The 14,848-nt window shown below is 60.9% G+C and carries 14 protein-coding genes; 2 read left to right on the top strand and 12 right to left on the bottom strand.

Going from position 1 to position 14,848, the window contains the following annotated elements; genetic code table 11:
- The first annotated feature begins 40 nt into the window (after nucleotides 1–40).
- Nucleotides 41–778 (top strand): ribosome biogenesis GTP-binding protein YihA/YsxC, encoded by a 738-nt coding sequence (gene yihA / locus D9M09_RS00280; RefSeq protein WP_070221698.1) that lies wholly within the window; start codon nucleotides 41–43, stop codon nucleotides 776–778.
- 76 nt (nucleotides 779–854) lie between these two features.
- Here yihA and D9M09_RS00275 read toward each other — a convergent pair whose 3' ends face one another.
- The 5 genes from D9M09_RS00275 to D9M09_RS00255 all read right to left on the bottom strand — a co-directional run bounded on the left by D9M09_RS00275 (nucleotide 855) and on the right by D9M09_RS00255 (nucleotide 8,472).
- Nucleotides 855–1,703: a hypothetical protein gene (locus D9M09_RS00275; protein ID WP_083287317.1), complete on the bottom strand. Its 849-nt coding sequence runs from the start codon at nucleotides 1,701–1,703 to the stop codon at nucleotides 855–857.
- Nucleotides 1,704–2,021: 318 nt separating this feature from the next.
- Nucleotides 2,022–5,132 (bottom strand): efflux RND transporter permease subunit, encoded by a 3,111-nt coding sequence (locus D9M09_RS00270; RefSeq protein ID WP_070221700.1) that lies wholly within the window; start codon nucleotides 5,130–5,132, stop codon nucleotides 2,022–2,024.
- Entirely contained in the window at nucleotides 5,129–6,301 is a 1,173-nt protein-coding gene (locus D9M09_RS00265) for an efflux RND transporter periplasmic adaptor subunit (RefSeq protein WP_070221701.1), read from the bottom strand. Before D9M09_RS00265 ends, D9M09_RS00270 begins: the two co-directional genes overlap by 4 nt.
- 87 nt (nucleotides 6,302–6,388) lie before the next feature.
- On the bottom strand, nucleotides 6,389–7,747 hold the full coding sequence (locus D9M09_RS00260; RefSeq protein ID WP_070292329.1) for an ATP-binding protein: 1,359 nt from the start codon (nucleotides 7,745–7,747) through the stop codon (nucleotides 6,389–6,391).
- Nucleotides 7,744–8,472 carry a response regulator gene (locus tag D9M09_RS00255; protein ID WP_034753223.1) on the bottom strand — a complete coding sequence of 243 codons (729 nt, stop codon included), beginning with the start codon at nucleotides 8,470–8,472 and terminating at the stop codon, nucleotides 7,744–7,746. Before D9M09_RS00255 ends, D9M09_RS00260 begins: the two co-directional genes overlap by 4 nt.
- A 186-nt stretch (nucleotides 8,473–8,658) precedes the next feature.
- Here D9M09_RS00255 and D9M09_RS00250 point away from each other — a divergent pair, with 186 nt between their 5' ends.
- A complete protein-coding gene (locus D9M09_RS00250) occupies nucleotides 8,659–9,192 on the top strand; it encodes a Spy/CpxP family protein refolding chaperone (RefSeq protein ID WP_162995525.1) in 534 nt (177 codons plus the stop codon).
- 112 nt (nucleotides 9,193–9,304) lie between these two features.
- Here the strand turns inward: D9M09_RS00250 and dsbD are convergent, their stop codons facing one another.
- The 7 genes from dsbD to rpmJ form a co-directional block, all read right to left on the bottom strand.
- Complete coding sequence (gene dsbD, locus D9M09_RS00245; protein ID WP_121668326.1) at nucleotides 9,305–11,254, bottom strand: protein-disulfide reductase DsbD; 1,950 nt, start codon at nucleotides 11,252–11,254, stop codon at nucleotides 9,305–9,307.
- Nucleotides 11,255–11,412: 158 nt separating this feature from the next.
- A complete protein-coding gene (rplQ, locus tag D9M09_RS00240) occupies nucleotides 11,413–11,805 on the bottom strand; it encodes a 50S ribosomal protein L17 (RefSeq protein WP_034753219.1) in 393 nt (130 codons plus the stop codon).
- Between the two features lie 133 nt (nucleotides 11,806–11,938).
- A complete protein-coding gene (locus tag D9M09_RS00235) occupies nucleotides 11,939–12,916 on the bottom strand; it encodes a DNA-directed RNA polymerase subunit alpha (RefSeq protein ID WP_008444343.1) in 978 nt (325 codons plus the stop codon).
- A 111-nt stretch (nucleotides 12,917–13,027) separates the two neighbouring features.
- On the bottom strand, nucleotides 13,028–13,651 hold the full coding sequence (gene rpsD / locus D9M09_RS00230) for a 30S ribosomal protein S4 (RefSeq protein WP_010394478.1): 624 nt from the start codon (nucleotides 13,649–13,651) through the stop codon (nucleotides 13,028–13,030).
- 258 nt (nucleotides 13,652–13,909) lie between these two features.
- The gene (gene rpsK / locus D9M09_RS00225) at nucleotides 13,910–14,314 is read right to left on the bottom strand and encodes a 30S ribosomal protein S11 (protein ID WP_010394475.1); all 405 of its coding nucleotides are present in this window, start codon (nucleotides 14,312–14,314) and stop codon (nucleotides 13,910–13,912) included.
- A gap of 17 nt (nucleotides 14,315–14,331) precedes the next feature.
- Complete coding sequence (rpsM, locus tag D9M09_RS00220) at nucleotides 14,332–14,697, bottom strand: 30S ribosomal protein S13 (protein WP_046681666.1); 366 nt, start codon at nucleotides 14,695–14,697, stop codon at nucleotides 14,332–14,334.
- A 14-nt stretch (nucleotides 14,698–14,711) separates the two neighbouring features.
- Nucleotides 14,712–14,825, bottom strand: coding sequence for a 50S ribosomal protein L36 (gene rpmJ, locus D9M09_RS00215; RefSeq protein ID WP_010394471.1), 114 nt, complete (start codon nucleotides 14,823–14,825; stop codon nucleotides 14,712–14,714).
- Nucleotides 14,826–14,848: the final 23 nt, after the last annotated feature.

The raw sequence follows: 14,848 nt of genomic DNA, 5'->3' as shown, positions 1-14,848 counted from the left end.
TCGCTCCCTTATCGCTCCCTTTTGTTGCTTTACTACTCCCATGTCAAAACTCTGGCAAGCCCGCTTCTTTACGACCGTCAACCAATTGCGTGACCTGCCCGATACCACGGTGCCGGAAATCGCCTTTGCCGGCCGCTCCAATGCCGGTAAATCGACCGCCATCAACATCTTGTGTAATCAGAAAGGCTTGGCGTTCGCCTCCAAGACACCTGGCCGTACCCAGCACATCAACTACTTCTCCATCGGCGGCGCCCACGTGGCGCAGCACCGCAAGGATGCCACCATCGTCGAAGAGATCGAATGCCTGCTGGTCGACTTGCCGGGCTACGGCTACGCGGAAGTATCGGGCTCGGCGAAATTGCACTGGCAGCGCCTGCTGGGCGACTACGTGCAGCGCCGCGAACAATTGGCCGGTTTGATCCTGATCATGGATTCGCGCCGCCCGTTCACCGACCTGGACATCCAGATGCTGGAATGGTTCGCCCCGACGGGCAAACCGATTCACTGCATCCTGACGAAAGTCGATAAACTGAACCGCAATGAATCGGTCAATGCCTTGCGCCAGGCGAAAGCCAAGCTCGACAGCTACGTGGATGAAGACGGCGTCGGCTTCCCGTTCACCGTGCAACTGTTCTCGGCCCTGAAAAGAGTCGGCATCGACGAAGCCAACGACAAGATCATGGAACTGGCCGGCATCAGCGAAGATGGCGCGGCCCAGATGGTCGACCTGATCGACATGGAAGACGACGTCGAGCCGGAGTCGGACAAGCCGGCTTGATCGACATCAACGCTGCGTAAAAAAAGGCTGCCCGTTCACACGGTGCAGCCTTTTTTCTTGCGCGGGCGCCGGGCGCCTAGCGCCGTCCCGGCCCCGGGCGCTTCTCGGAAAAGAATTCCTGGCGCAGGAAGGCGCTCAGCTCGGCCGTATCTTCCACACGCGCGCTGAGGTTGACGTTACGCCCCAGGCGCCGCGATTCCCAGACGAAATCGCCGGGCTTTTCGGCACGGATCAGCTGGATCATCTTCTTGATGATGGCCGTTTCGATATCAGGCTCATTGCCCAGTTCCACTTTTTCCTGCTTCAGCCAGTTGCGCTTGAAGTTGCCGTTCCAGCCCTTGAACTTGACTTCGGCGCTGAACGAGGTCTGGTTGACGATGGAAAACACGCCGCCCGAATCCTCGCGGTCGCTGCCGGAATTGCGTCCCTGCGCGCCGGCGATATTCGCCTTGGCCACGCGCATGGCGCGGTCGTTTTCGCTTTCCTCGGCCGGCGGCGCGGGGTTCTGCGCCTCGCGCTGCTTGCGGCGCTGCTCGATCATCGAACTCATGTCTTCAGCGGGCGGCGGCGGCAACGGCACTTTCGACACCAGCGGCGGCGTGTAGGTTTCCAGTTTCGGTTTATCGCGCGGCACGTCTTTTGTGACCACGCGCTTGCTCGGCGCCGGCGGCGGTTTCACCTTGGCCACTTTCGTGTCCTTCGGCTTGGGCGTAGGTTTCGGCTGCGGCTTCGGTTGCGGCTTGTCCTTCAGCGGCGCGATGTAGACCATCGCGCTTTCCTTCTTCGGCGGCGGAATCTTTTCGATCTTGTCACTGCGCAACAGGACATAGGCCGCCAGCAGCACGTGCAGCAAGACGGACACGCCGAGCGCAACCTTGCGCGTGGTGCTGGTCTTGGACCCGTAGGCCGGAGGTGGCTGGATCACTTGCCCGCAGGTGGGGCAAACATCGGAATCGGCAGCCAACAAATGGGTCGTGTCATGCAAAATGAATCGTGCTTTCTGTGTAGCGAAGAAATAACATTACAGGGCAGCCATAGTGCCAGAGTCCCTTGCTTTTGGGAACACTTCCTCGGCCTTTCCAACCCGCAGCGTACAGGATAGCGACATTCCTTGCAGCGCTGACCAGAGTACCCGAGCCATCCCTTGACGGTTGTTACCGTATGTATCACTGCCCATACAAAACCGGCGCCCCATTCACGCAGAAATGGGACGCCGGTCACGGGTCATCAGTCACGCATGCGCTCAAGCCTTGTTGTCGAGCGCCACCAGTTGCTCGTCCGTCATCGGCCCCGTGCCGCTGTACTTGTCCAGGAATAAATAGATGACGGGGGTGATGAACAGGGTAATCACTTGTGAAAACAGCAATCCGCCGACCACGGCCAGCCCCAGCGGCTGGCGCAGCTCGGCGCCGGCGCCCAGGCCCAGAGCGATCGGCAAGGCGCCCATCAGGGCCGCCGCCGTCGTCATCATGATGGGACGAAAACGCAGGATGCAGGCCTGGCGGATGGCCTCTGCCGGCGCCAGCCCCTCGTTGCGCTGCGCATGCAGGGCGAAGTCGATCATCATGATGGCGTTTTTCTTGACGATACCGATCAGCATCAAAATGCCGATGATGGCGATCATGGTCAGGTCCATGCCAAACAGGCGCAAGGTCAACAGCGCGCCCACGGCCGCCGACGGCAAGCCGGCCAGGATGGTGAGCGGGTGGATATAGCTTTCATACAGCACGCCGAGCAGCACATAGATCACGCCCAGCGCGGCAATGATGAGGATGATCTGACTCGATTGCGAGCTCTGGAACACGGCCGCGTCGCCGCCGTAGCGCGTGATGATGGAGGCCGGCAAGCTCATGTCCTTGGCCATTGCGTCGATCTTGCCCGTGGCGATCCCCAGCGGCACGTCCGGCGCCAGGTTGAAGGCGATGGTGACGGCTTGCAGCTGCCCCTGGTGGTTGACGGAGGTGGGGCCGATCGTGCGTTCCACGTAGGCAATGCTCGACAATTTCACCAGTTCGCCCGACTTGCTGCGCACGGACACGCGCGTGAGCGCATCGTCATACTGGCGGTCCGCCGTGGCCGCTTCCAGGATCACGTAATAGCTGGCCGCCGACGAATAGATGGTCGACACTTGCCGCTCGCCAAAGGCGCTGTACAGTGCCGTGCGGATATCGGACATCTGCACGCCCAGCAGGTTGGCCTTGTCGCGGTCGATCCGGAGCGATGCCTGCAAGCCCTTGATCTGCGAATCGCTGGTGACGTCGCGGAAGGCGGGATCGGTGCGCATGCCTGCAATGAACTTTTCCGCCCAGTCATTCAGGGCGTCGGGACTGACGCTTTGCAAGGTGTACTGGTAGCGGCTCTTGCTCTGGCGCCCGCCCAGCTGCAAGTTTTGCACGGGCCGGAAATACACGGCCATGCCGGGCACGGTGCCCGCCGCGCGGCGCAGGTTTTCCAGCACCACGGGCATTTTCGGGCGCTCGCTGCGCGGTTTCAAGACCATGAACATGCGGCCCGTGTTGCCGCCGCCGACGAACGACGTCACGTCCTGCACGCTTGGGTCCGCCTTGAGCACGGCCGCCACGCGGGCTTGCAAGTCCTGCAATGCCGCGGACGAAATATCTTCCGACGCTTCCGTATTCACCTGGATCTGGCCCAAGTCTTCTTCGGGGAAGAAACCTTTGGGAATGGTCGCGTACAGCAGTACCGTCAGCGCAAAGGTGCACATGGCAACGAACAGCACCACATTGCGGTGCGCCAGAGCCTTGTCGAGCAGATGCACATAGCCGTTGCGCAATTTCGTGAAACCGGCTTCGAAATGGCGGCCGATAAAGGTTTTCTCGCCATGACTGGGGTCGCTGTCATTGTGCTCGCGCGAGTCGGCCGGCAGGAAGCGGCTGGCCAGCATCGGCACCAGGGTCAGCGACACGACGGCGGACACCAGCACGGCCAGCGAAACGACGACGGCGAACTCGTGGAACAGCAAACCGATCACGCCCGGCATGAAGAAAATGGGGATGAACACGGCCACCAGCGAGACGGAAATCGAGATGATGGTAAAGCCCATCTCTTTCGCCCCTTCCAGGGCCGCGCGTATCGGTTTCTTGCCCATCTCGATATGGCGCACGATGTTTTCCAGCACCACGATGGCATCGTCGACGACGAGACCCACGGCCAGGGTAATGCCCAGCAGGGACACGTTATCGAGGCTGTAGCCGAGCCAGTACAGCAGGGCCAGCGCACCGAGCAGCGAGATCGGCATGGTGACGGCCGGAATGAAGGTCGCGGCCGCGCGGTGCAGGAACAAAAAGATCACCAGCACCACCAGCACCACCGTCAGCGCCAGGGTCAGATTGACGTCGTGGATGGCTTCGCGGATCGACAGCGAACGGTCGTTGACCAGGCTGATTTGTATCGACTGCGGCAATTGCTCCTTGAAGCCCGGCAGCAGACGGCGCACGCCATCGACCACTTGCACGGTATTGGCGTCCGGCTGGCGCTGCACCATCAGGCTGATCGAGCGCTCGCCGTTGAAACTGCCGACGGACTTGATCGATTGAAAGCTGTCTTCCACCTCGGCCACGTCTTTCAGGCGCACGGGCTGGCCGTTGCGGCTGGCGATGATCAGTTCGGCAAAATCAGCCGCTTTCATCATTTGCGGATTACCCTGGATAGTCAGGGTCTGGCTCGGACCGTCAAGGATGCCCAGCGGGGAATTCGTGTTCGAGGTGCGCAAGGCAACAGCCAGCTCGTCCATCGTCAGGTTGCGCGCATTCATCAGGTCGGCACGGGCGCGCACGCGCACGGCGAAGCGTTTCTGGCCATTGACGATGACCTGGGCGACGCCGGGCAGGGTCGACAGGCTGGGCGCGATCAGGTTTTCCGCATAATCGTTGAGGTCCGACAAGTTCAGCGAGGGCGACGTCATCTGGATGAACAGCACCGGCGCATCGGCCGGATTGACCTTGCGGTAAGACGGCAAGTCCGTCATTTCCGTCGGCAACTGGCGCTGCGCGCGCAGCAGGGCCGCCTGCACGTCGACGGCCGCCTCGTTGACATTGATGCTGGCGTCAAACTCCAGGGTCAGCGACGTATTGCCCAGGGTACTCGTGGACGTGATCAGGCTCAGGCCTGAAATGGTGGAAAACTGCTTTTCCAGCGGCAAGGCCACCGACGAGGCCATGGTTTCCGGGCTGGCGCCGGCCAGGTCGGCGCTGACGTTGATGACGGGCGTGTTGTAGCTCGGCAAGGCCGCCACGGGAATTTGCAGGTAGGCCAGCACGCCGGCCAGGATGATGGAGAGGGACAGCAACACCACCATGACGGGGCGGCGGATGCTCAGTTCGGACAGGTTCATGCTGGCTTGCCCTGCGCTGCGGCGGCGCCGTCGGCAGCCTTGTGTTTTTCCGCCAGGCGCACCTTGCTACCCGGGCGCAAGTTCTGCTTGCCGTCGACGATGACTTTTTCATCGCCCGCCAGGCCGGTGACGACGGCGCTCGGTCCGAATGCATACACGCGGGTAATCTTGCGCATCTTGGCCGTGTTGTCCGCCTCCATCGAGTACACGAAGGTGCCGGCGGTACTCGTGATGATGGCGTTTTGCGGGATCACCAGCGCATCCTTGAGCGTGCGCACGGTCAGCTGCGTATTCACGTACTGGCCAGGCCACAGGTCGGTGCCGCCATTGTTGAAGCGCGCCTTGACCTTGATGACGCCCGTGGCGGGGTCGACGGCATTGTCGATAAAGTTCAGTTTGCCATCGAGCTGCTTGCCGCCCGCGTCCGACAACAGGGCCGTGACGGGTACCTCGCCCGCCTTTTGCGCCGCCAGCAAGCCCGACAGGCTGCTTTCCGGCAAGGTGAAGACCACGTCGATCGGGTCGAGCTGGGTGATGCTGGTGAGCGACGTGGCCGGCTGCACCAGGCTGCCCGCGTAGACATTGATAGCGCCCACCCGGCCCGCCTGCGGCGCGCGCAGGACGGTGTAGCTGGAGTCGACCTGGGCGGCGCGCAAGGCGGCCTGGTCGGCGGCCAGCAAGGCGCGTGCCGCGTCGAGCTGGCTTTGCAGCGTGTCCACGGCGCCCTGGGCGATGAAATTCTTGCTCAACAAATCCTGGTTGCGCTTGAGCTGGCGTTCGAGATCGGCTACCGAAGCGCGGTCGCGCAAGACCTGCGCCTGCGCCTTGTCGACGTTCGCATGCTCGCTGCGCGCGTCCAGCGTAAACATCAGCTCGCCCTGCTTGACGAACTGGCCTTCGCGGATGTGCACCTTGGTAATCGTGCTGGTCGTCTGCGGATGCAAGTCGACGCTGCTGATCGGCGTCACGCTGCCATTGGCTTGCAGCAGCATCGGCACATCCTGGCGCACCGGCGCGACCACGCTCACCGTCGTCGGCGCCTGCCCGCCCTTGCCCCCTTTGCCATCCTGCCCAGCGGCCGTTTTGCCCGGCTGATGATTGAAATACCAGATGCCGCCACCGATACACAGGGCCGCACCCACGAGGATTGCCAGACTAGTCTTTTTCATTGTTCTGTCATGCTGTCGCAGCGCGGGGCTGCAGGTTGAATGTAGGTGCCAGGGAGCCTAAAGCACAATATTGTCGCACGGAAATGCTCACTTTCCTGCGTAATACTCTGGCACGATGAGGGTGACTTCCAGTCCACCGTCGACGTGATTGGCCAGCAAAACCGTGGCGCCGTGCTGCTCGGCGATATTGCGCGCGATGGTCAGGCCCAGGCCCGTACCGCCCGATTCGCGCGAACGCGAGGTCTCGATGCGATAAAACGGTTCGAACACCTTGGCCAGCTGATCTGGCGCAATCCCCGGCCCGCCATCGCGGATGCGGATGCGTGCCGCGCCGGCGATGCGCTCGACGGTCACCTGCGCGTACTGGCCATATTTGACGGCATTGTCGATCAGGTTCACCAGGCAGCGCCGCATGGCGATCGGGCGCGCCATCAAGGCCATGCCGGCCTGCCCGGCCAGGGTCACATTCTGGCCCGCATCGGCCGCGTCGGAGCAGACGCTATCCAACAGCGAATCGAGATCGAGCGCCTGCATCGCTTCCGTACTATCCATCGAACGAGCCAGGTCCAGTCCTTCCTTGACCATGCTCTGCATGGCCGACAGGTCGCCCACCAGGCGGTCATACAATTCCGTATCGGCCACTTTTTCCAGGCGCAGGCGCAAGCGAGTCAGCGGCGTCTGCAAGTCGTGCGTGATGGCAGCGAGCATCTGTGTACGCTGGGAAATATGCTGACGGATACGCGCCTGCATGGCATTGAAGGCGGCGCTGGCCTGGCGGATCTCGCTGGCGCCCGACAGGGTCAGCGGCGGATGGTTGATGTCGTTACCGAGGTCTTTTGCCGCCTGCGCCAGTTGCTTGAGCGGGCGCATGGTCATGCGCGTGACCAGGTAGGCGAGGATGGCGATGCTGATCAGGAAAGGCAGCAGGGTCATCCAGTCGTTATGTTCATTGAACGGCGGCTGCTGGCGCGGCGGCAAGACCATCAGGCGCAACACGTGGCCATCCTGCATGCGCACGTCGAGGTTTTCGCAGGTACCGCCCCATGGCTTGGCGGAAAACATGCCCGGCGACTGGCGCGGCTTGACGCAGGCTTCCGGGCGTTCGGCCAGCGCGCTGACCTTGAAGCCTTCGCCCAATTTTGCTTGCAGGGCGGAGGAAAATTCCGTCGGCTTGCCCGGCACATGCTCGACGTCGGGACGCAATTCCAGGCGTACGCTGCCCTTGTTGGCCACCTTCAGATAGGCGGCGCGCGAGGCCAGCGGCACCACGTCGGCCGCCATCACCAGCTGCTCGGCCCGCTCGACGGCGTGGTAGTCGCGGTATTGCTCGATGGCGCGCTGGCGTTCGCCCACGGCCAGCCACTGCGTCAGCGCGGCCGAAGCGACGATGCCGATCAGCAAAAACATGAAGACACGGCCCGTCATCGATCCCAGAAAGGCCTTCACGCGTGCGGCTCCACATTGACCTGGCCGGCCAGCACGTAGCCGCCGTTGCGCACGGTCTTGATGATTTGCGGCAAGCGGGCATCTTCACCGAGCTTTTGCCGCAGGCGGCTGATCTGGATATCGATCGAGCGGTCGAACGGGTCCGCGTCGCGGCCCTGCGTCAGGTTCAGCAACTGGTCGCGGTTGAGCACGCGGTTCGGGTGCTCGAGGAACACGCGCAGCAAGCGAAATTCCGCGCCCGACAGCATGATCACCAGGCCGCTGGGATTGAGCAGGTGGCGCGCCGTCAAGTCGAGGGTCCAGCCGGAAAAGCGGATTTGCTGCGCCTTGTCCGACGGGACGTTCGACGGCATGGCATGGCTGCGGCGCAAGACACTGCGTATGCGCGCCAGCAATTCGCGCGGCTCGAACGGTTTCGGCAAGTAATCGTCGGCGCCCATCTCCAGGCCCAGGATACGGTCCAGCGGCTCATTGCGCGCCGTCAACATGATCACCGGCACCGTCGATTGCGCGCGCAGCTTGCGGCACAGGGTCAGGCCGTCGTCGCCGGGCAGGTTCAAGTCGAGCACGATCAAATCGGGCCGCGTTTCATCGAGGATTTTCCACATGGCCGTGCCATCCGCCGCGCCCAGGGTGCGGTAGGCGTTCGTTTCCAGGTAGTCCGCCAGCAAGCTGCGGATATCGCGGTCGTCGTCGACGATGAGAATTGTAGAAGTGGGTTCCATGGTACGAATTATCCCCACTTCCCCCGCCCTTGCACAACGCATTTGTATCGTCTTGTATATAGAAGACCCGAAGAAACATATAGATACAAACTGTCTGGCAGCGGACACTTCGGGGAAACATGGCGCGTCCAACATGGATTCATGTGCAGCAACATGTACATCCCTCACTTTTACAAAGGAATCCAGATGAACGCCTCAATGACAACCTTGCGCAAGAATTTGATCATCGCCATGAGCGTACTCGGCATGGGTGCGGCATCGCTGACCGTCCACGCCCAGGAAGCGGCCGCCAGCGCGCCTGCCGCCAGCACCAAGATGCAACATGATGGCCAGCGCGGCCAGCACCGCGGCGGCAATCCGGCCGAACGCATGGCCAAGTACCAGGCCCGCCTGCATGACAAGCTGAAGCTGACGGCCGCGCAGGAACCGGCCTGGGCCACCTTCACGGCCGCCAATGCGCCGAAAAAGCCGATGGGCGACTGGAAAGCCAGGCACGAAGCGATGGCCAAGCTGTCGGCGCCGGAACGCATGGAACAATGGATCGCCATGTCGAAGGAACGCATCGCAGACCAGGAAAGCCGCCTGGCCTCGTTGAAAACCTTTTATGCCGTGCTGACGCCGGAGCAAAAGAAAGTGTTTGATGACAGCGTGCCGGCCGGCCGGCACGGCGGCCATCGCGGTGGCCACCATGGCATGCAGCAGCATCCGAAAGCAGGGTAAATCGTAGGTCGGATTAGCGGCAACGCCGCGTCATCCGACAACATGGTTGACGTATGCGGTGGCGTCGGGTTACGCCCTGACGGGCTAACCCGAGCTACCCGACCTGCCCCTCCTACTGCTCGAGCTTGCGCAACGAAGTCAGGAAGGTGGCAGCGTTCTGGAAGCCGATCACGCGCGACTGGGCGATTTCCTGCCCCTGCGGGTTGAACATGATGATGCCCGGCGGGCCGAACAGCTGAAAACGTTTCAGCATGGCCTTGTCGTCCGCGTCATTGGCCGTCACGTCCACCTGCAGCAGCACGGCTTGCTCCATCTTCGCGCGCACGGCGGGGTCGACGAACGTCAGTTTTTCCATCTCGATGCACGACACGCACCAGTCCGCATAAAAGTCCAGCAAGGCCGGCTTGCCACCCAGCTGCGCCAGCGCCGCATCGAGCTGCGCCACGGTCTTTACCCGCGTAAACGGTTGCGCGTGCACCTGGCCACCGCCGAGGTGTGCCAGCGGCGCCAGCGGATCGCGGCCACCGCTGGCCACGCCTACCAGCTGCATCGCGCCCAGCACGGCAAACACGAGGCCGAAGGCCTTGGCCACCCAGGCGTGTTGCGCGCCGCTCTTGCCCACCAGCAGATACATGCCGTAGCCGACCAACAAGACCGTCCAGCCCAGCATCTGCACGGCGCCCGGCAGCACGGGCGAGACCAGCCACCAGGCCACGCCCAGCTGCAGCACGCCAAAGAAGCGTTTGACGGCATCCATCCACGCGCCGGCGCGCGGCAGCAAGGTGCCGGCCGACACGCCCACCAGCAGCAGCGGCACGCTCATGCCCACGGCCATGGCAAACAGGGCGCTGCCGCCGATGACGACGTCGCGCGTCTGGCTGATGTACAGCAAGGCGCCGGCCAGCGGCGCGGCCACGCAGGGTCCCACGATCAGCGCGGAAATGGCGCCCATGACGAACACGCCCGCCAGGCGGCCCGACGATTGCTGGTTCGATACGCTCGTCAGCTTGCCTTGCAGGAAAGCCGGCACTTGCAGCTCATAAAAACCGAACATCGACAAGGCCAGGCCCGCCATCAGCAAGGCAAAGAAGCCCAGCACCCACGGGTTTTGCAGTTGCGCCGCCAGGCCTTCACCCGCCAGGCCAGCCGCCACGCCCAGCGCCGTGTAGACGATGGCCATGCCCAGCGCGTAGGTCAGCGACAGCAGCAAGCCGCGTGAGCGGCTGACCTTGGCGCCATCGCCGATGATGATCGACGACAAAATCGGCACCATCGGCAGCACGCACGGCGTAAACGCCAGCCCCAGGCCCAGCAGCATGAACAGGGGCACGATGACGAGGAGCTTGCCGCCCTTCAGGGCCGCCTCGATCTTGCCCATCTCGCTTTGCGCGGGTGCGGCGCTTGCCGCCACGGGCGCCGCCGCTACCGGCTCGGACGTGCTGGTGATATCGGCCTGGGGAATGCTCAGCACGGACACACCGGGCGACGCCTGCGCCTGCGGACCGTTGACGGCCGCCGTGTCGACTGCCGGCGCGGCCGGCAGAGCGAATTTCGACGGCAGGCCCGCGCCGGGCGCCACGCTCTGGCCGCCGCCCCCGCCCACCAGCTGGGCTGTCGCATCCTGCGGCGCATAGCACAGGCCCTTGTCGGAGCAGCCCTGGCCCGTCGCCTTCAGGGTGAACGCCCCGGCCGCCGCAACGGGAATGGTGATGGTCAGGGTCTTGCGGAAGGTTTCCACATTCTTCTGGAAGGTGTCGTCAAACTTGACCTTGCCAGCCGGATACACGGGCGTGCCCAGCTTGGCGCCCACGGCCTCGAACTTGAAGCGCTCGTGGTACATATAGTAGCCGTCGGCGATCACGTAGGTGACGGCGATGGTGGACGGATCCTGCATGCGGGCGGAAAACTTGAACGCCAGTTCCGGATCGAGGAACTCATCGTCGGCGCGGGCATGACTGGCGCCGAAGACGGCCATGGCCAGCAGCAAACAGGCGGCAAGCCAGATCAGCAATTGATGTAATGGAGCGGCGCGCGCGGAGGCGCTGGAGGGGAAACGGGACATGAACTACCTTTTCGACCATTCGACGGAGGACGCGCGGAGCAGGCAGCGCTTGTGCCGAGCCGGCGCGAAAGAAGAATAGTACACCGCTGAAAGGATAGCTGCAGCAGAAAACAAAAAAGCCAGGCTAGGCCTGGCTTTCTCAGATGCAATTACTGGGATTACTCGCCAGCAACTTCAACTGCTTCGGTCGTATCTGGACGATCCATCAGTTCAACGAACGCCATAGGAGCGTTATCGCCGACGCGGAAACCCATTTTCAGGATACGCACATAACCACCGTTACGGTTGGCGAAACGTGGGCCCAGTTCAGCGAACAGTTTGACGACCATTTCACGGTCGCGCAGGCGGTTGAAGGCCAGACGCTTGTTTGCCAGGGAGTCGGTTTTGCCCAGGGTCAGAATTGGCTCGACAACGCGGCGCAGTTCTTTTGCTTTTGGCAGGGTGGTTTTGATCGCTTCGTGACGCAGCAGCGATACTGTCATGTTGCGCAGCATTGCCAGACGGTGGGACGAGGTACGATTCAGTTTACGGAGGCCGTGACCGTGACGCATGATAAATCCTTTCGGTGAGTGTTTAAATTCCAGCTCTTCGATCAATGAGGCAGAAGCTTCATCGCGGGCCGGTTTGGTACTACAAAATAAAAGCCTGGGACACCTGTCCCAGGCAGTTTGCTACAACTACGAATTACTTTTCCAGGCCGGCAGGCGGCCAGTTTTCCAGCTTCATGCCCAAGGTCAAGCCGCGCGATGCCAGCACTTCCTTGATTTCGTTCAGGGACTTGCGGCCCAGATTTGGCGTTTTCAGCAGTTCGTTTTCCGAACGTTGGATCAGGTCGCCGATGTAGTAGATGTTTTCCGCTTTCAGGCAGTTCGCCGAACGCACGGTCAACTCCAGATCGTCGACTGGACGCAACAGGATAGGATCGACCAGCGGAGCGCGCGATGGCGCTTCGGCGGCAGCTTCCGTGCCTTCCAGGGCAGCGAACACATTCAACTGGTCCACCAGGACGCGGGCCGACTGGCGGATCGCTTCTTCCGGCGAGATCACGCCGTTGGTTTCGATGTTGATGATCAGCTTGTCCAGGTCGGTACGCTGTTCAACGCGGGCCGATTCAACGAAGTACGATACGCGGCGCACTGGCGAGAACGATGCATCGAGAATGATGCGGCCGATGGTCTTGTTCGTGTCTTCCGACAGGCGACGCACGTTACCAGGAACGTAGCCGCGGCCTTTTTCAACCTTGATCTGCATGTCCAGCTTGCCACCAGCGGTCAGGTGGGCGATCACGTGGTCAGGGTTGATCAGTTCGACGTCATGCGGCAGGTCGATGTCGGAGGCCAGGATCGCGCCTTCGCCTTCTTTTTTCAGGGTCAGAGTTACCGAATCGCGGTTGTGGACTTTGAAAACCACACCCTTCAAGTTCAGCAACAGATCGACGACGTCTTCTTGCACGCCATCGAGGGAGGAATATTCGTGGACGACGCCAGCGATCGTCACTTCGGTCGGCGCGTAGCCCACCATCGACGACAGCAGAACGCGGCGCAACGCGTTACCCAATGTGTGGCCATAGCCGCGCTCGAACGGTTCCATCACGACCTTGGCGTGACCTGCACCGAGAGCTTCAACATCGATAATACGTGGCTTCAACAAACTGTTTTGCATGAAATGTCCTTTTCAATACCCTCGGCTCATTACACCGATAAGGCTGATGGCATTAGTGAAACGCCCACTTTACAAAAGCAAAGTGGGCGGAGATCTTGCTACTGACTACTATTAACGCGAGTACAGCTCGACGATCAGCGATTCGTTGACGTCGTTAGCGATTTCGTTACGCTCTGGCAGGGACTTGAAGGTACCTTCCATTTTCTTGGCATCAACCGAAACCCAGCTAGGCATACCAACTTGTTCAGCCAGCGACAGTGCTTCAACGATACGCACTTGCTTTTTCGATTTTTCACGAACAGCAACGATGTCGCCAACTTTGACTGCGTACGAAGCGATGTTCACAACGATACCGTTCACGGTGAACGCTTTGTGGCTGACCAATTGACGCGCTTCAGCGCGGGTCGAGCCAAAGCCCATGCGGTAGCAAACGTTGTCCAGACGCGTTTCCAGCAACTTCAACAGCGTTTCGCCGGTGTTGCCTTTACGACGGTCTGCTTCAGCGAAGTAGCGGCGGAATTGACGTTCCAGCACGCCGTACATGCGCTTGACTTTTTGCTTTTCGCGCAGTTGGTTACCGTAGTCCGAGGTGCGGGCGCCGGATTTGACACCGTGCTGGCCTGGCTTGACGTCCAGTTTGCACTTGCTGTCCAGCGAGCGACGGGCGCTCTTCAGGAACAGGTCTGTACCTTCACGGCGGGAAAGTTTTGCTTTAGGTCCGATATAACGTGCCACGATACTTCCTTTTTTTAAATGATAACGCCCCAGCCACATGCATGATCAAACACACTGATGCGGTTAGGCGCTAGTCTGATTTGGTTTCAATCAGACGGTGGCTGAAAACGAAAAACCCGTCAAACAGAATTTGACAGGCAAGAACAGCCGGGCAGTATAACCGTTTCCGGCTCCCTGCTCCAGCGTTTTCACACAACTGTACTGAGTTACAACAGACAGCAAAGCAGCTGGCGCCGAAGCGCCCTCTGCAACACTATCTTAGATACGACGACGTTTCGGTGGACGGCAACCGTTGTGCGGTACCGGCGTCACGTCCTGGATCTCGGTGATCTTGATGCCCAGGTTGTTCAGCGCGCGAACGGCGGATTCACGACCAGGACCTGGGCCCTTGATACGTACTTCCAGGTTCTTGACGCCACACTCAACAGCCACTTTACCAGCGGCTTCCGCGGCGACCTGCGCTGCGAACGGGGTCGATTTACGCGAACCCTTGAAGCCTGCACCGCCGGAGGTAGCCCACGACAAGGCATTGCCTTGACGATCGGTGATGGTAATGATGGTGTTATTGAACGATGCGTGGACATGTGCGATGCCTTCAGCGACGTTCTTTTTAACTTTTTTACGCACGCGTGCTGATGCGGCGTTATTTTGCGACTTAGCCATAATTATTCCCTAGCGGATTATTTTTTCAGCGATTGAGCGGCTTTACGCGGTCCCTTGCGGGTACGTGCGTTCGTACGCGTACGCTGGCCACGGCAAGGCAGACCCTTACGATGACGCATGCCGCGGTAGCAACCCAGATCCATCAAACGCTTGATGTTCATGGACAGTTCACGACGCAGATCGCCTTCGACGATGAATTTACCTACTTCATCGCGCAGTTTTTCCAGTTCGCTGTCATCCAGATCTTTGATCTTTTTGTTGGTTGCTACACCGGTCGATGCACAGATTTTCTCTGCGCGTGGACGGCCCACACCGTAGATGGCCGTCAGGCCGATAACGGTATGCTGATGATTTGGGATATTAACCCCTGCAATACGTGCCATTTGTTATTCCTCGATTAACCTTGACGCTGCTTGTGACGTGGTTCCACGCAGATTACGCGGACTACGCCTTTGCGCTTGATGATCTTGCAGTTGCGGCAGATCCGCTTGACTGATGCGAGAACTTTCATTTTGGGGCTCTTTCTTTCGCTTC

The sequence above is a fragment of the Janthinobacterium agaricidamnosum genome, from assembly GCF_003667705.1.
GTDB lineage: Bacteria > Pseudomonadota > Gammaproteobacteria > Burkholderiales > Burkholderiaceae_D > Janthinobacterium.
The sequence above is the reverse complement of the archived record's forward strand: the minus strand, read 5'-3'. Positions and strand labels throughout refer to the sequence as shown.